The sequence below is a fragment of the Klebsiella sp. KE9456 genome (genome assembly GCF_043832615.1).
Taxonomy (GTDB): Bacteria; Pseudomonadota; Gammaproteobacteria; order Enterobacterales; family Enterobacteriaceae; genus Klebsiella; species Klebsiella indica.
Genome location: NZ_JBDYQK010000013.1, coordinates 98,983 through 115,716, shown reverse-complemented (window position 1 = coordinate 115,716; position 16,734 = coordinate 98,983). Strand labels below are relative to the sequence as shown.

Sequence of the window (16,734 nt, the reverse complement as noted above, 5' to 3'; positions counted from 1 at the left end):
ATAAAACGCTATATTCCAGGTTAAAATTCTGCTTATTTTTCGATCCATAATGCATTGCGCTACCCTGACCCATCCAGGAAAACGAATCCCCTGATGAATTGGTAAAAAAACAGCGCACCGCCCGATAGTGAATTTGGCTACACTGACGCATCTGTTTTAACTGGACTCTCCGCGCATGAAACTGACCATTATTCGTTTGCAGCACTTCAGCGATCAGGATCGCATCGACTTAGGGAAAATCTGGCCGTCACAAAATCTGTCGGCGTTAATTCTGGATGATAATCATCGTATCTATGCCGCTCGCTTTAACGATCGCCTGCTGGGCGCCGTTCGGGTGACGCTGACTGGCGTCGAAGGCGAACTGAGCGCGCTGTGCGTGCGTGAAGTGACTCGCCGCCGCGGCGTCGGGCAATATTTAGTGGAAGAAGCCTTGCGGGATAACACGGAAATCACCTGCTGGCGAATAGCCGATAGCGGCGTAGAAAACAGAAGCGTGATGGCGGCGTTTATGCAGGCGCTGGGCTTTAGCGCACAAACCGGCGGTTGGGAAAAGCGCTAGTCAAAGCGTTGTCCAATCGATTTCATCGGGTAAAGCAGAGCGTGTTTGTTTTCTCCTGACAGTTCAAGATATCAGCTGACGGATGCACAATTTACCCAACCATTGCATGTGAAGTAAGATTCACCAACGCGTAAAATTGCGCAGATACCATTCATATTTAACTATCTGATCGACAATGATCGACAACAATCATGGAATTACCATATGGAAATGTACATTGGACCGGCAATTGTCGCCGTGATGCTTCTTTGGGCCATCATCACCTATAACCGTTTTATCTCGCTGCGGCGGTTTAAAGACGAGGCCTGGAGCGGTATTGCCGTTCAGCTCAAGCGCCGTCACGAACTGGCCCCTAATTTACTCAGCCTGGTAAAACGTTATGCGCAGCACGAAAAAGAGCTACTGGAAGAAATCGCTCGCCAGCGCAGCGTCATGATGAGGGATCCCCGACAAGTTGCTGACAGCGAGCAGCAATACTCCAGGACGCTGAGCCGTATATTCGCCCTGGCAGAAGCGTATCCTGAACTCAAAGCCAACGAAAACTTTCTCTCTTTGCAGCAGTCCCTGGCCGAAATAGAAGAGCAACTTCAGATGTCCCGTCGCTATTTTAACGGTACAGTGCGCGATTATAATATTCTGGTGGAATCATTCCCCAGCCTGCTGCTGGCTCGCTTGTTTAATTTCAGAGCGGAACTCTTCTTTGAACTGGATTCACTCGAAGAATCCAAATTGCCGAGGATGGAGTGATCCCATGTCGAGGTTGCCCACCCGGATCCTTCACGGTTTTGGTGTGTTGATCCTGTGGCTGATTGGTTTTAGCTCAGTTGCGAGCGACAATATTACCATCACTGATGCCTCTCAGCTTCCCAGCAACGCACGGTTGATACCCGCATATGAACATATTATCTCTTTCAATTCCCGGGCACGTTTTAATCCGGATGGCAGCATGGAGATGCAGGAAAACATCAAAGTGCTCTCGCTAAGTAACGAGATTCGGCGGGGGATTTTTCGCACACTGCCTCTTACCTGGAACCGGCAAGATGGCAAAATTTTCAGTGTGGATTATGCAATAAAATCAGTCCTACGTGATGGAGTGGTAGAACCATACAGCCTCGATCATACGACAAAAACGCTGACCATTCGTATAGGCAACGCCGAACAGATCCTGAAGCCTGGTATTTATAACTATGAAATCCGCTACCTGGTCAGCAACCATTTCAGCCGTTTTCCAGAGTGGGATGAGCTTTACTGGAACGTCACAGGAAACGACTGGAACTGGCCAATCAGCAAAGTCCGTTTTCACGTGGAACTACCTGATGCCATCGGTAACCTGGATGCCGAGGGTAAAGATGCAAGGTTGCGTACTATCGACGTTTACACCGGTAAATCGGGCGTAAAAACAAACAATGCGACAATCTTGCCTGATGGCAGCGTCCAGACATCGCGTCCCCTGGCCGCCGGAGAAGGGTTAACCGTTGTCTATACCTGGCCGCGCGACATCCTGACCAATGCCGCCGCCCCGATAGCTGTCTGGCCGCTGGTTCATTTACTGGTGCCTACGTTTGCAACCAGCGCTATCTGGCTCCCCCTGTTACTACTTATCATCTACTACTGGCTCTGGTGGCGCAAAAACGTCACTATCACAGGGCTAAAAATGCCGCCGGTAGTGCCACAATTCTCGCTGCCTGACGCGATGTCGCCAGGCTATTTGCGTTTCATCAAGCAGCGTAAATATGACGATGTGGCATTCAGCAGCGATCTGCTGGGGCTGGTTGCCAAACGGGCGATGACATTAACGAAGAAAAAGAAGAGCAAGGCCGAAAGCGTGTGGCTTTCAGCCTCGGTTGGTGAACAGTGGCTTTCCCGCTCACCCGACGCAAATAATCGGCAGCTCAATGCCGCCGACAAAAAGGTGCTGAGTATACTTTTCAGCACTAAACGTCAGAATATCAACCTCAGTACCCCTCATCAACAGTTGATGCTTAACGCCCGTAAATGGCTGGAAAGTCGTTGCGACGAGCAGAAACCGCAGCTATGCCGAAAATGGGGTAAACCATTTCGGCGTTGCATTTACATAGCGCTGCTTGTGCCGATCGTTTGCGGCGTCTTGTTTAATCCGGCAGCAGCGTTTCTGACCATTCCAAGCCTGCTGTTTTTGACTGTAGGTGTTTCGCTGCTGTCATTTTTGCTGAAATTTTTTTGCCATCCGATAAAAACAGGGCGCAGTTGGGGACCTATTCCCATTTTTATGGCGCTCATATTTGGCCCTTTCGCCACGCTGAGCGGTGGCATTTTTTTGTTCACTATGTTGCCCGTCACCCAGATTCCACCCGGTTATATTGGCGCATTATTGACCGCTATTGCACTGTGCGCGTTCGTTGGCTGGAAAACCCCGCGCTATACACAGAGTGGACTGAACGACCTGGCCATAGCCAAAGGGCTGAAGCTGTATATCAAAACGGCTGAAAAACCACGCTTTCAGGCGCTTTATCCACCCAACCAGATGGTTGCACACTTTGAAAAACTATTGCCGGTCGCACTGGCGCTCGACGTAGGGAAAACGTGGGCGAATACGTTTGCCAAATACCTGGCCACTAGCGGTGCGATGTCGGAAGTATTTGAGAACGCAAATTGGGCTAGTGTGAATCACTTTTGCCATAGCTGTCATTCTGCTGCCAGCGAGAGGCCAGACCGAAGTTCAGGAAGCGGCAGTTCATCAGGTTCTGGCTACAGCGGATCTGGTTCCTCTGGCAGGGGATCGTCTGGTGGCGGTTCCGGAGGCGGTGGTGGTGGCGGCTGGTAAATGCCGTCGCGCGGCAAGCGCTGAAATCCCCCGGTTGCTTACATCAGTAAGCAACCGGGGTTGAAACACGCAACTAACGCACCTGCAGCGCGAAAGATGCAGGTTAAATTTATTTGGCGTCGGTCGCCGTACCGTTGGCATGCCAGGTAAACACGCCGAATTCAAAACCTTTCAGGTCGCCCTTCTCGTTCCAGGAGAGCGGCCCCATGACGGTATTCACCGTTGTCCCTTTCAGGTATTTGGCGATCTCAACCGGATCATCAGAGTGATTCAGACCCGCTTCCAGAGATTGCAGCGCGGCGTAGGTGGTCCACACGAACGCGCCGCTCGGATCCTGTTTCTTCGCTTTGATCGCATCCACGATCGGTTTGTTGGCCGGTATCTGGTCGTAGTTCTTCGGTTTGGTCACCAGCATGCCTTCTGCAGCAGCGCCCGCGATATTAGACAGCGAAACGTTGGCGACCCCTTCCGGCCCCATAAACTGCGTTTTCAGCCCGGCGGCGCGCGCCTGGCGCAGGATCTGCCCCATCTCCGGGTGATAGCCACCGTAGTAAACGAAATCGATATTCTCTTTCTTCAGACGCGCAACCAGAGTAGAGAAATCTTTTTCACCGGCGGTGATGCCATCAAAGAACACCACGTTAGCGCCGCCTTTCTTCAGGTTATCCTGCACCGCGCGGGCCAGCCCCTCGCCGTATTGCTGCTTGTCGTGCACGATCGCAATACGCTGCGGTTTCACTTTGTCGAGAATGTATTTTGCGGCGGTTGGCCCCTGGTCGGAGTCAAGACCCGTGGTACGCAGGATCAATTTATAACCGCGATCGGTCAATTCTGGCGCGGTGGCGGCCGGCGTGATCATCAGCACACCTTCGTCTTCATAGATATCAGACGCTGGCTGAGTGGAGGAGGAGCACAGGTGGCCGATAACATATTTCACGCCGTCGTTAATCACTTTGTTCGCCACTGCAACCGCTTGTTTCGGGTCACAGGCATCGTCATATTTTATCATCTGCAGCTTATTGCCCTTGATACCCCCTTTGGCGTTGATATCCGCAATTGCCTGCTCTGCGCCGGTAAACTCCTGGTCACCATACTGCGCTACCGGGCCAGACATCGCGCCTACGACGGCGACTTTAATGTCCTCGGCCATTGCCGCACTACTCATGATTAAGGCAATACATCCTGCCAGTAACGCTTTACCCTTCATATTCATCCTGAGGCTCCCCATTATCATGGTTTTTGCATTTGTTGTGATGTTGTTTTCTAGCGCATTATTCTAATTAGACACATAAGAAAAGCATATGATAGTTAGATTAGGGTCTGCCGCCTGCGCTTATGCAGCACACTATGCTAAACATACCGTCATTCAGGAGAATTGGGAACGAGAAAATGAGAGAGACGTAACAGATAAGTGACAAATAAAAATCTGCATCAACAGAAAACATCACCCACAGAACGATAAACTGGACTTATATAACGTTCTGGGATGATAAATCTGCGGCAGCCGAGGCTGCCGCAAACAACAGGATTAGTCCTTCAGTATGCGGGACAGAATATCCAGCGCCTGCGTAAATTGCGCATCCGGGATAGTTAACGGATAGAGGAAGCGAATTACGTTGCCGTAAACGCCGCAGCTCAACAGCAGCAGACCGTTTTCCTGCGCCTTCTGCTGAATCTGACGGGTAATTTCCGCCGATGGCTCCCCGGTTTGCGGGTCGTTAAACTCTACCGCCACCATCGACCCCTGACCACGAACATCCGCAATGGCTGAACAGTGCTGACGCGCCTGATTCAGCACCTCTTTCAGATGCTGACCTAACCGTTCGGCACGCTGACACAACTTCTCCTCTTCGATCACCTCCAGAACCGCGAGCGCTGCCGCAACCGCCAGCGGGTTGCCGGCATAAGTACCGCCCAGGCCGCCCGGAGCAGGTGCATCCATCACCTCGGCACGCCCCACTACGCCGGAAAGCGGGAAACCGCCGGAAAGGCTTTTAGCCATGGTCATCAGGTCAGGCTTCACATCATAATGCTGCATCGCAAACAGTTTGCCGGTACGCGCAAAGCCCGTTTGCACCTCATCGGCAATCAGCAGAATGCCGTGGGTATCGCACAGCGCGCGCAGCGCCTGCATAAAGTCAGGCGGGGCAACGTTAAAACCGCCTTCACCCTGAACCGGCTCCAGCACAATCGCCGCCACCTGATCCGCCGCGATGTCCGCTTTGAAAATGCGCTCCAGGCTCTTCATCGCTTCGGCAGTGGTGATGCCGTGGACGGCGTTCGGGTACACGGCGTGATAAACCGATCCCGGAAACGGACCAAAACCAATTTTGTAAGGGGCCACTTTACCCGTCAGCGCCATGGTCATAAAGGTACGCCCGTGAAAACCGCCGCCGAAGGTAATCAATCCCGGGCGTCCGGTATAAGCGCGGGCAATCTTGACCGCGTTTTCAACGGCTTCCGCCCCGGTGGTAAAGAATGCCGTTTTCGCCGGGCCTGCAATTGGCGCCAGGGCGTTAATCCGCTCAGCCAGCGTGACATAGCTTTCATACGGGACAACCTGATAAGCCGTATGGGTAAAGGCCTGCAGTTGCTGTTCAACAGCGGCCATCACTTTAGGATGGCGATGACCGGTATTCAGCACCGCGATACCGGCAGCGAAATCAATCACCTCATTGCCTTCAATATCCCACAGGGTGGCATTCTCTGCTTTTTCAACAAAGTAGTCGCACATTACCCCTACGCCGCGCGGAGTCGCCTGCTGACGACGCTGATTCAGTTCTGAACTTTTCACCCGAGAATCTCCTGTCATGTGTATCACGCTATCGCAACAAATTCGAAATGATGTCGTTTATTTACACCGTATTTGGCCCTATAATCGAGTACCAATTCAGATTATCTGAGAGATCCAATTGCGCTCGCTTGTCGCAGACTTGCTACTGGTCAGATTGCAGGAAGAATCAGACCCGCTATTGCATAAACGCCTTTACAAGGCAATTCGCCGCTCAATTCTGGATGGTTCTCTGCCGCCCCACAGCCGCCTGCCCCCTTCACGCGATCTGGCCGGTGAGCTGCACATTTCACGTAACACAATCCTAACGGTTTACGAACAGCTTCTGGCAGAAGGATATGTGGTTTCCCGTCGCGGCAGCGGAACATTCGTGGCAAAAACGCTGCCCGATATGTTCCTCCCCGCAACCCGCGCGGATAAAAACGCTCCCGCATCAACGTCAACCGCGCTGATCTCCCGGCGCGGCCTGCATCTGCTGGACCACGTCAGCGCCAGCCCTCGCCAGTGGGGTGCCTTTATCCCCGGCGTACCGGACGTCAACGCGTTCCCTCACCCGTTGTTCGCTAAAATCCTGGCGCGTATCAGCCGACGGCCAAAGCCAGAGCAGCTTAGCTACAGCTGCAACGGCGGGACTGCCGAGCTACAACATGCGTTGGTCGATTATCTGAGAGTAGCCCGTGGCGTCCATTGTCAGGCAGAGCAAATTCTTATTACCGAGGGGATCCACCAGGCTATCGATCTGGTTACCCGCATGCTGTGCGACAGGGGCGATCTGGCCTGGGTTGAGGAACCCTCCTACTGGGGCATTCGCCATGTACTGGCGATGAATGAAGTACAGGCGGAGCCCATTATCGTCGATGCTAATGGTCTGTGCCCGCCCGAAACCCTCGCCGAAACGCCGAAGCTGATCTTCGTTACGCCATCTCATCAGTATCCGCTCGGCGCGGTGATGAGCCTCGAACGCCGACAGCGGTTGCTGGCGCTGGCTCATCAACACGGAAGCTGGATTGTAGAAGATGACTACGACAGCGAGTTTCGCTTTTCCGGCCAGCCAATACCGGCATTGCAGGGCCTGGCCCCTGAAGCGCCGGTGGTCTACATCGGCACGTTCAGTAAGACGCTTTATCCCGGGCTTCGACTGGGCTACGTAGTGCTCCCCCGCCCTCTGGCAGCCAACCTCAAAAACGCCCATGCCGAGCTCTATCGCGGTGGCCATTCGCTTACCCAACTGGCGCTGGCGGAATTTATCAACGCCGGTCATTACTCGGCGCATATTCGCCGCATGCGTCTGCTATACAGCCGCCGTCGCGCCTGCCTGATCGAGCTGATTCAACGCCACTGCGGGCCGCACGCATTGTCGGATTTTAGCGACAATGCCGGACTGCATCTGATTCTGAATTTGCCGGATGAGGTGGATGATGTGACCATTGCCCGACATGCGAACGAAGACACTATTTTAGTGCGTCCGCTGTCGCGCTATTACCTGACGGAACGGCGTAAGAAAGGGTTGTTAATAGGTTTCGCCTCCCTGGAGGAGGCGCAAATGGAACCGGCATTTAACCTGCTGCTGAAGTGTTTGCAAAGGTACTGCCCGCAGGTTCTCGCTGGCGCTGAAAAACAAAACGCCCCAACGTAATGTGGGGCGTTATCGGGGAGGCTGGCGCTCAGATTATGCTTCGATAGCGGCGCGCAACTTTTTCATGGCGTTCTTTTCAAGCTGACGCACACGCTCCGCTGAAACGCCGTAGCGATCCGCCAGTTCCTGCAACGTGGACTTGTTATCTTCATCCAGCCAGCGGGCGCGGATGATATCCTGGCTCCGCTCGTCAAGGCCCTGCATCGCGTCGGTCAGTTTATTGGCCGCCTGCTCTTCCCAGTTATCGTCTTCAATACCGTCGGCAAAGTTAGACGTTTTGTCCTGCAGATAGAGCACCGGCGCCATCGGCTGACTATCGGACTCATCATCCGCAGACATTTCGAAGGTCATGTCCTGCGCCGCCATACGTGACTCCATCTCACGCACGTCTTTGCTCGACACCCCCAGCTCGCGGGCAACCATTTCCACTTCATCCTGGTTGAACCAGCCAAGACGCTGCTTAGTTTTACGCAAGTTAAAGAACAGCTTACGCTGCGCTTTAGTGGTCGCGACCTTCACGATACGCCAGTTACGCAGCACGTATTCGTGAATTTCCGCTTTGATCCAGTGTACGGCGAAGGAAACCAGGCGCACGCCCACTTCCGGGTTAAAACGGCGCACGGCTTTCATCAGACCGATATTACCTTCCTGAATCAAATCCGCCTGCGGCAGGCCATAGCCCGCATAATTACGAGCAATATGAACAACAAAGCGCAGGTGAGACAGAATCAGCTTTTTCGCTGCTTCCAGATCGCCCTGGTAATGCAGCTTTTCAGCAAGCTCCCGCTCTTCATCAGCCGATAACATCGGCCAGGTGTTAGCAGCCCGGATATACGATTCCAGGTTACCAACGGGGGCTAAAGCTAAAGTTTGCATATCTTTGGTCATTCAAATCCTCTCAATCGATATCTTCTGGCACCATTCTGTCCTCACAACAGAGCAACAAATATGCCAGCATTGATGCGCAACGAGAATATCACCCACATTAATATCAGACAGTGATTTTATCCACAAGTTCCATGCAATGATGTGAATAGATTACGCACAAAATGTGACATGGAGATGAAGTCAAGGGCAACGGCCATCAGGGCGCTTTCCCTGCAGAGAGATATTCAGTGCAGGGAAAGATTATACCAGATTTTTACTACTCGGGAGTAAAGTGGCGTAAATGTTGGACGGTTGCCAGCCAGGCAGCGATCCAGCCAATCATTGAGCATATAAGCAGCATCAGCAGACATTCGTCCAGGCCTAAGCCACTGAGTTCAAACTTCGTTCCGAACACTTGCGCCACCTCGGCGACCGCTGATGACAGGCGCATAACCATAATTTCAGACAGGATCAGCGAGAGAAACGCCCCGGAGAACCCCAACAGCGCCCCGCCATACAGGAACGGACGCAAAATAAAGCCATCGGTCGCGCCAATCAGTTTTTGCACATTAATCGTGTCGCGACGGGCAAAAATGCTCAGACGCACGCTGTTGCCGATCACCAGGAACACCGCCGCGACCATCAGCACACCGATCATCGCCGAAACCCGCCCCACCAGCCCGGTTAACGACGAGAGACGCGCAAACCAGCTATCATCCATGCGCACTTCGTCGACCCCCTGAACATGGCTCACGCGGTCACGCAGCGTCTTCAGTGCCTCAACGCTCTGGAAATCAATCTTCGGTACCACAATCGCCACCGCCGGTAGCGGGTTCTCTTCTAGCATATCCAGCGCGCCGCCAAAACCTGACCAGTTACGGAATTCGCCAAGGGCCTCTTCCCGCGACAGATAGTTGACCTTCGCAACGCCGGGTTCCGCCTGTAACTGGCCGACGACCCGCGCAGCGGCATCATCATCCAGCGTTTTTTCCAGGTAAACGGTGATTTGCGGAGTGGGATAATACTGCGACGCAGCGGCGCTGACATTTTTGTACACCATGTAGCACACGCTCGGCAGGGTTAATGAAATAGCGATCACCATCACCGTCAGAAACGTCGCCAGCGGCGTGCTTTTCAGATCCTGCAGCGCGCCGTGCCAGGCGTAACGCACCTGTTCATTAAACACGTTGCTCTTACGAGAAGCTGGCGGCGGGGCCGCTTTTGACCGCTTCGGCGCATTGCGCCCGCCGCTCGCGCCCGAGCCTGATGCATTGCGGAAACGGTCAAACTTATTGCCGAACCGGCGAATATGATTCATTGCCTCGCGCTTATTCACCGATGTGGCCTCCATGCATATGCCCGTCGCTGAGAGACAGGACGCGGTACGGACGACTGGAGATCAGCCCCAGATCATGGGTCGCCATCAACACCGTCACGCCAACGCGGTTAAACTCTTCAAACAGGCGTAAAATGCCTTCTGACAGCGCTTCGTCAAGGTTACCGGTCGGTTCATCCGCCAGCAGAACCGCCGGCTTGTTGACCACCGCGCGGGCAATGCCCACACGCTGCTGCTCACCGCCTGAAAGTTGGATCGGCAGATTTCTCGCTTTGTCCAGCAGCCCGACTTTATCCAGCGCCGCCGATACACGGCGACGAATATCATCGCCGCTGGCGCCGGCGATAATCAGCGGGATCGCCACATTATCGTAAACGGTGCGATCCATCAGCAGATGATGGTCCTGGAAAATCATACCGATCTGGCGGCGCAAAAACGGCACCTCGCGGCTCTTCAGACGGGTAATATCATGACCGCCGAATAAAATTTTCCCGGCGTTAGGCCGTTCAATACCGCAGATAAGCTTCAGCAGGGTACTTTTCCCCGCGCCGGAATGGCCGGTCAGAAACGCCATCTCGCCCGCGCGCAGGTGGAAAGTCACCCCCTGCAACGCTTGTCTCCCACCGAGATAGGCTTTGCTGACTTGTTCAAAGCGAATCATTTTTAATCCTCTCGGGCAAAAAGTGCCTCAATAAAATCGCCCGCATTAAACGGACGCAGATCTTCAATACGCTCGCCAACGCCAATGTAGCGAATCGGAATACCGAACTGATCGGCAACCGAGAAGATAACTCCGCCTTTGGCGGTGCCATCCAGCTTAGTCAAAGTGATACCGCTCAGTCCAACCGCCTCATGAAACAGCCGGGCCTGGCTTATCGCGTTCTGCCCGGTACTGGCGTCAATAGTCAGCATAACTTCATGCGGCGCATCGACATCCAGTTTTTTCATGACGCGGACAATCTTCTTCAGTTCTTCCATCAGGTGCGATTTATTCTGCAAACGCCCTGCGGTATCCGCAATCAGGACGTCAATATTGCGCGCCTTCGCCGCCTGGATGGCATCAAAAATAACCGATGCCGAATCCGCGCCCGTGTGCTGGGCAATGACCGGAATAGCGTTACGTTGCCCCCAAACCTGGAGCTGTTCAACCGCCGCCGCACGGAAAGTATCCCCCGCCGCCAGCATCACCGACTTACCCTGTTGCTCGAACTGCCGCGCCAGCTTGCCGATGGTGGTGGTTTTACCGACGCCATTGACGCCAACCATCAAAATTACAAACGGCGTTTTGCCTTCAACATTCAACGGCTCGTCCACTTTGGCGAGAATATCGCTCATCTCTTCTTTTAACAGGCCGTACAGCGCTTCGGCGTCGCGTAGCTGTTTGCGGCTAGCGCCTTCGGTAAGATTTGTAATGATCTTACGGGTGGTTTCCACCCCGACATCGGCAATCAGCAACTGTTCTTCCAGCTCTTCAAACAGATCATCGTCGATTTTCTTGCCGCGGAACAGACTGATAAATCCGGAACCGAGATTCTGTTTGGTCTTCACCAGGCTGCGTTTAAGGCGGGCGAAGAAACCTTCTTTGGTCGGTTTTTCTTGCTCTGCCGGCGTGACGATTTCTTCATCCGCCGCCGATTCAACGGCGTTTTCCGCCGCATCGGCCGCTGCCAGCGCCTGGGTGTCCAGATCGTCGTCGGTGATTGCCGGTGCGACCTCTTCTACCGCCTCTTCTGTTTCCGGTTCTTCTATTTTCGCGTCTTCAACGTCTGATTCTGCAACGACAGCATCTCCAGCGTTTTCAACACATTCTGCTTCAGTCACCGCCTCTTCCGGCGCCTGTTCAATCACCGCTTCCGCGACCACCGGCTCGGCAAGCACTTCTTCAACCAGAGGCTCACTGACGATCTCTGCAGCCGCCGTTTGCGCCTCAACGTCCGGCGATTCAACAACCGCCTGCGGCTGTTCGCTTGCCGCAACCTGCCCGGTCACGTCGACCACGTCGGCAGCAAAGGCCTCGGCGTCTTCTTTTTCCGCCGCTTGCGCCTCAACCGTTTCCGCCACAGGCGCTGGCGCCTGGCTCTCCGGTCTCTGTTCTGGTTCCGCACCCTCTTGCTGAGCTTCTACTTTTTGTTCTGTTTCTGTTGCCTGCGCCTGTTCTTTTTGACCAAAGCCCAGCCAGGAAAAGAAGCCACGTTTTTTGTCTTTCGCCATTTGCGACTACACTCCTCGCTGTTAATTCATGGCACAGCTTCGGCCTGTTGATAGCGGAAGCTGAAAAATGATGAAATTAGTCGGATAGTCTACCACTTAACTTAACTCGCATCACCGCCCCTGGATTAAGGTTTCGTCAACTGCCATCGATCGCTAGAATAGCAGGCCGGAAGTTGAGACTTGAGCAAAGAGATGAAGAAAGCAAACCACGCAGGCAGCGGTCAGATCCGCATTATCGGCGGGCAATGGCGAGGCCGTAAATTACCGGTGCCGGAGAGCCCGGGTCTGCGCCCGACCACTGACCGGGTCCGCGAAACGCTATTTAACTGGCTGGCGCCGTCAATCGTCGACGCTAACTGCCTGGACTGTTTCGCTGGCAGCGGTGCGTTGGGCCTTGAAGCCCTTTCCCGCTATGCGGCCAGCGCCACGCTACTGGAAATGGAACGCGGCGTCGCGCAGCAACTGCAAAAAAATCTGGCGACGCTAAAGGCTGGCAACGGCAAGGTCGTTAATACCAACACCCTGGCGTTTCTCGCGCAGGCGGGCACGCCGCACCATATCGTGTTTGTCGATCCCCCGTTCCGCAAAGGGCTGCTTGAAGAGACGCTGAAACTGCTGGAAAACAACGCATGGCTTAGCGATGAAGCGCTCATCTACATTGAGAGTGAAGTCGAAAACGGTTTACCGCCAGTGCCGGCGGGCTGGCATCTGCACCGTGAAAAAGTGGCCGGACAGGTCGCCTACCGCCTCTACCAACGTGAGGCACAAGGAGAAACCCATGCTGATTAATTTTGGCCGCTTGCTGATGCTGTGCGTGTGGGCGTTTTTATTGCTAAACTTGTTTCAACCGTTCCCGAAACCGCTGAATATCTTCGTTAACGTGGCGCTGATCTTTATGATTCTGATGCACGGCCTGCAGTTGACGCTGCTGAAGGCGACGCAGACAAAAGAGATGCCGCCGCTGGGGCGCTTTGAGCAAATTCGGATTTTCATCTTCGGCGTATTTGAACTGGTCGCCTGGCAAAAGAAGCTCAAAGCGACCATGAAGAAAAAATAAGACCGGGCAAAGGGTTCAGGGATCCGGCGTAAAACGGATAAACCGCGAACCTTTGTAACTGAGCACGCCCTTATCGCCAACGTTGAGCGCATGATATTGCGCCGCCTGCAGACGAAACGCCATTTCCAGCCCACCGCTTTGCGGCCTGAAGCTGGCCTCATAACGCATTTCACTCCCTGCAGGCGTCACCGTCTGCTGGCGTGAACGACGATCGTTAATCACCTTCTCCCGCTTATTGCTCACCACCACCTGTTTTTGTAGCAGCGGCGCGGCATCATTCTCCATCTTTTCCCGACGCTGCTGCACATAGCGATACGATGCGGCGATCGCGATGATGGCAACAGCAACAATAAAAAAAAGCGGAATTTTAGTCATTCACCTACCCCCTGGAATTATCAGGAATAAGAGTACAGTGGCTTGATTAACATTGTCATCTTCCACTGCAAACCACTACACTGAGATGCAGTACCGTCAGCACAATCATTTACCTAATGGTAACAGATACAGGGACTTACTATGCTTTGGTCATTTATTGCTGTCTGTTTCTCCGCATGGCTTTACGTCGATGCATCTTATCGTGGGCCCGCCTGGCGTCGCTGGGTGTTTAAACCCGTCACGCTGATCCTGCTTCTGTTACTGGCCTGGCAAGCGCCGATGTTTAACGCCATCAGCTACCTGGTGCTGGCGGGACTTTGCGCCTCACTGGTCGGTGATGCGCTGACCCTGCTGCCTCGTCAGCGAGTGATGTACGCCGTGGGAGCATTCTTTCTCTCGCATCTGCTCTACACCATTTGGTTTGCCAGCCAGCTAACGCTGTCTTTCTTCTGGCCGCTGCCGCTGGTGCTGCTGATCCTCGGCGCTCTGCTGCTGGCGATTATCTGGACCCGGCTGGAAGAGATGCGGATTCCGGTATTTACCTTTATTGGTATGACGCTGGTGATGGTCTGGCTGGCCGGTGAACTGTGGTTTGCCCGGCCGACGGATACCGCGCTGTCAGGCTTTGTTGGCGCAGCATTCCTGCTGCTCGGTAACGCAGTCTGGTTGATCAGCCATTATCGTCGTCGCTTCCGCGCTGACAACGCTATCTCTTCGGCATTTTACTTCGCCGGGCACTTCCTGATCGTCCGGGCGCTTTATTTGTAATTAAGCGCTTGACTCTGGAGTCGACTCCAGAGTGTATCCTCCGGGTAATGAGAAAATTATCATTACCCGGAGGGTCTCATGTCGGCATCGGAATCGCAGGATAAAAAAGTCCCACAATTCTCCTCATTAAAATTTACACCTGTGGCACAGGCCCCAGAAGGCTGCTGCTCTGACCACGCGTGCTCCGCCGAAACCGCCATCGAAACTAACATCCTGAGTGGCGCACGCTATCGCTGGCTGATCGAAGGGATGGATTGCGCCGCCTGCGCCCGCAAGGTAGAAAACGCCGTTCGCCAGGTACCGGGCGTCAGCCAGGTGCAGGTGCTGTTTACCACCGAAAAACTGCTGGTCAATGCTGATGGCGATGTGCGTGCACAGGTCGAAAGCGCCGTGCGCGCCGCGGGTTATGAACTGCATGATGAAAACACCGCTCAGCAAGGGCGCCAGGCCACCCGACGACGGGATAATCTGGCGCTCATCACGCTGATCCTCATGATGGCGTTAAGCTGGGGGCTGGAGCAGTTCAACCATCCCTTCGGCAAGCTGGCATTCGTGGCCACCACCCTTGTTGGCCTGTGGCCGGTCGCCCGACAGGCAATACGCCTGATCAAAAGCGGTAGCTGGTTCGCGATTGAAACCCTGATGAGCGTCGCCGCCATTGGCGCGCTGTTTATCGGGGCGACCGCCGAAGCGGCGATGGTGCTGCTGCTGTTCTTAATTGGCGAACGCCTTGAGGGCTGGGCCGCCAGTCGCGCGCGTCAGGGGGTCAGCGCATTGATGGCGCTGAAACCCGATACCGCTATTCGCATTCGCAACGGCGTGCGCGAAACCGTGGCCCAGCACGACCTGCGCCCCGGCGACGTGATTGAAGTGGCCGCTGGCGGGCGTCTGCCTGCCGATGGTCAGTTGCTGTCGCCCTTCGCCAGCTTTGATGAGAGCGCCCTGACCGGCGAATCCGTGCCGGTAGAACGTAACGCCGGTGAACGCGTCGCGGCTGGCGCTACCAGCGTCGATCGTCTGGTACAGTTGGCGGTTATTTCCGAACCGGGCGACAGCGCCATCGATCGCATCCTTAAGCTGATTGAAGAAGCGGAAGAGCGCCGCGCGCCAATTGAGCGTTTTATCGATCGCTTTAGCCGAATCTATACGCCAGTGATTATGGTTGTCGCCCTGTTGGTTGCCGTTATTCCACCGCTACTGTTTGCCGGCGTTTGGCTGCCGTGGATCTACAAAGGCTTGACTCTGCTGCTGATTGGCTGTCCATGCGCGCTGGTGATCTCCACCCCGGCGGCGATCACCTCCGGACTGGCGGTAGCGGCACGCCACGGTGCGCTGATTAAAGGCGGCGCGGCGCTGGAGCAGCTCGGCCGCGTACGACAGGTCGCGTTTGATAAAACCGGTACGCTGACTATCGGCCAGCCGCGCGTAACCGCCGCGATTACCGTCGCGGATATGGGTGAAAACGATCTACTGGCGCTGGCGGCCGCCGTGGAACAGGGCGCCAGCCATCCGCTGGCTCAGGCCGTCGTACGCGAAGCGGAACGGCGTCAGCTAACCCTCCCGTCGGCCAGCGGCCAGCGCGCGCTGGCCGGTTCCGGTATTGAGGCGCAAGTCGAGGGACGGCGGGTGCTGATTTGCGCCGCCAGCAAAAATACCGCCCCACAGTACGAGGAGCGTATCCAGCAACTGGAGAAGGCCGGGCAAACCGTGGTGCTGGTACTGCGCGATGAGATGCTGCTGGGAATTCTGGCGCTACGCGATACGCTGCGCGACGACGCCCGCCAGGCGGTAGATGAACTGCATCAACTGGGCGTTCAGGGCGTAATTCTTACCGGCGATAACCCGCGCGCGGCGGCAGCTATCGCCAGCGAACTGGGACTGGAATTTCGCGCCGGTCTGCTGCCTGAGGATAAAGTACAGGCGGTGACGGCGCTTAACGCACAAGCCCCGCTGGCGATGGTCGGCGACGGTATCAACGATGCGCCAGCCATGAAAGCCGCGACCATTGGTATTGCTATGGGCAGCGGTAGCGACGTTGCTCTGGAGACCGCCGATGCGGCACTGACCCATAACCGTCTGACCGGGCTGGCGCAGATGATCTCCCTGGCGCGCGCCACCCACGCCAATATCCGGCAGAATATCGCCATCGCGTTAGGTCTGAAGGGGATTTTCCTGGTCACCACCCTGCTCGGCCTGACCGGCCTGTGGCTGGCGGTGCTGGCGGATACCGGGGCAACGGTGCTGGTCACCGCCAACGCCCTGCGGCTACTGCGTAAGCAGTCAGCGGCAAGCCCCCGGCGGCGCTAACGCTGACCGGGCGACAAGCGGCAC

15 protein-coding genes are annotated in these 16,734 nt (G+C 55.0%); 8 read left to right on the top strand and 7 right to left on the bottom strand.

Going from position 1 to position 16,734, the window contains the following annotated elements; genetic code table 11:
* The first annotated feature begins 175 nt into the window (after positions 1–175).
* From panM to ABK821_RS15040, 3 genes are all read left to right on the top strand, one after another.
* The gene (gene panM / locus ABK821_RS15050; protein WP_138359338.1) at positions 176–559 is read left to right on the top strand and encodes an aspartate 1-decarboxylase autocleavage activator PanM; all 384 of its coding nucleotides are present in this window, start codon (positions 176–178) and stop codon (positions 557–559) included.
* A gap of 204 nt (positions 560–763) precedes the next feature.
* Entirely contained in the window at positions 764–1,306 is a 543-nt protein-coding gene (locus ABK821_RS15045) for a LemA family protein (RefSeq protein ID WP_138359340.1), read from the top strand.
* Positions 1,307–1,310: 4 nt separating this feature from the next.
* Positions 1,311–3,362, top strand: a complete 2,052-nt coding sequence (locus tag ABK821_RS15040; RefSeq protein WP_343178068.1) for a DUF2207 domain-containing protein — start codon at positions 1,311–1,313, stop codon at positions 3,360–3,362.
* Positions 3,363–3,471: 109 nt separating this feature from the next.
* On the opposite strand, the gene ABK821_RS15035 is transcribed toward ABK821_RS15040, so the two are convergent.
* Positions 3,472–4,575 carry a branched-chain amino acid ABC transporter substrate-binding protein gene (locus ABK821_RS15035; RefSeq protein WP_138359344.1) on the bottom strand — a complete coding sequence of 368 codons (1,104 nt, stop codon included), beginning with the start codon at positions 4,573–4,575 and terminating at the stop codon, positions 3,472–3,474.
* Between the two features lie 315 nt (positions 4,576–4,890).
* Positions 4,891–6,156: a 4-aminobutyrate--2-oxoglutarate transaminase gene (locus tag ABK821_RS15030; RefSeq protein WP_138359346.1), complete on the bottom strand. Its 1,266-nt coding sequence runs from the start codon at positions 6,154–6,156 to the stop codon at positions 4,891–4,893.
* Positions 6,157–6,274: 118 nt separating this feature from the next.
* Here ABK821_RS15030 and ABK821_RS15025 point away from each other — a divergent pair, with 118 nt between their 5' ends.
* Positions 6,275–7,789 carry a PLP-dependent aminotransferase family protein gene (locus ABK821_RS15025; RefSeq protein WP_138359348.1) on the top strand — a complete coding sequence of 505 codons (1,515 nt, stop codon included), beginning with the start codon at positions 6,275–6,277 and terminating at the stop codon, positions 7,787–7,789.
* A 33-nt stretch (positions 7,790–7,822) separates the two neighbouring features.
* On the opposite strand, the gene rpoH is transcribed toward ABK821_RS15025, so the two are convergent.
* From rpoH to ftsY, 4 genes are all read right to left on the bottom strand, one after another.
* Positions 7,823–8,677: an RNA polymerase sigma factor RpoH gene (rpoH, locus tag ABK821_RS15020; protein WP_138359350.1), complete on the bottom strand. Its 855-nt coding sequence runs from the start codon at positions 8,675–8,677 to the stop codon at positions 7,823–7,825.
* 256 nt (positions 8,678–8,933) lie between these two features.
* Positions 8,934–9,992, bottom strand: coding sequence for a permease-like cell division protein FtsX (gene ftsX, locus ABK821_RS15015; protein ID WP_138359352.1), 1,059 nt, complete (start codon positions 9,990–9,992; stop codon positions 8,934–8,936).
* Positions 9,985–10,653, bottom strand: coding sequence for a cell division ATP-binding protein FtsE (gene ftsE / locus ABK821_RS15010; RefSeq protein ID WP_138359354.1), 669 nt, complete (start codon positions 10,651–10,653; stop codon positions 9,985–9,987). The genes ftsX and ftsE overlap by 8 nt, the downstream gene beginning before the upstream one ends.
* A gap of 2 nt (positions 10,654–10,655) precedes the next feature.
* On the bottom strand, positions 10,656–12,203 hold the full coding sequence (gene ftsY / locus ABK821_RS15005) for a signal recognition particle-docking protein FtsY (protein WP_343178069.1): 1,548 nt from the start codon (positions 12,201–12,203) through the stop codon (positions 10,656–10,658).
* A 192-nt stretch (positions 12,204–12,395) separates the two neighbouring features.
* Between ftsY and rsmD the strand changes: the two genes are divergently transcribed.
* Entirely contained in the window at positions 12,396–12,992 is a 597-nt protein-coding gene (gene rsmD, locus ABK821_RS15000) for a 16S rRNA (guanine(966)-N(2))-methyltransferase (RefSeq protein WP_138359358.1), read from the top strand.
* On the top strand, positions 12,982–13,260 hold the full coding sequence (locus ABK821_RS14995; protein ID WP_138359360.1) for a DUF1145 family protein: 279 nt from the start codon (positions 12,982–12,984) through the stop codon (positions 13,258–13,260). The genes rsmD and ABK821_RS14995 overlap by 11 nt, the downstream gene beginning before the upstream one ends.
* Before the next feature lie 15 nt (positions 13,261–13,275).
* On the opposite strand, the gene ABK821_RS14990 is transcribed toward ABK821_RS14995, so the two are convergent.
* The gene (locus ABK821_RS14990; protein WP_171034818.1) at positions 13,276–13,626 is read right to left on the bottom strand and encodes a DUF2500 domain-containing protein; all 351 of its coding nucleotides are present in this window, start codon (positions 13,624–13,626) and stop codon (positions 13,276–13,278) included.
* 150 nt (positions 13,627–13,776) lie between these two features.
* Here ABK821_RS14990 and ABK821_RS14985 point away from each other — a divergent pair, with 150 nt between their 5' ends.
* Together ABK821_RS14985 and zntA are read left to right on the top strand one after the other, a co-directional pair.
* Positions 13,777–14,403: a lysoplasmalogenase gene (locus ABK821_RS14985; protein ID WP_138359364.1), complete on the top strand. Its 627-nt coding sequence runs from the start codon at positions 13,777–13,779 to the stop codon at positions 14,401–14,403.
* 78 nt (positions 14,404–14,481) lie between these two features.
* A complete protein-coding gene (gene zntA, locus ABK821_RS14980) occupies positions 14,482–16,710 on the top strand; it encodes a Zn(II)/Cd(II)/Pb(II) translocating P-type ATPase ZntA (RefSeq protein ID WP_343178070.1) in 2,229 nt (742 codons plus the stop codon).
* Positions 16,711–16,734 lie beyond the last annotated feature (24 nt).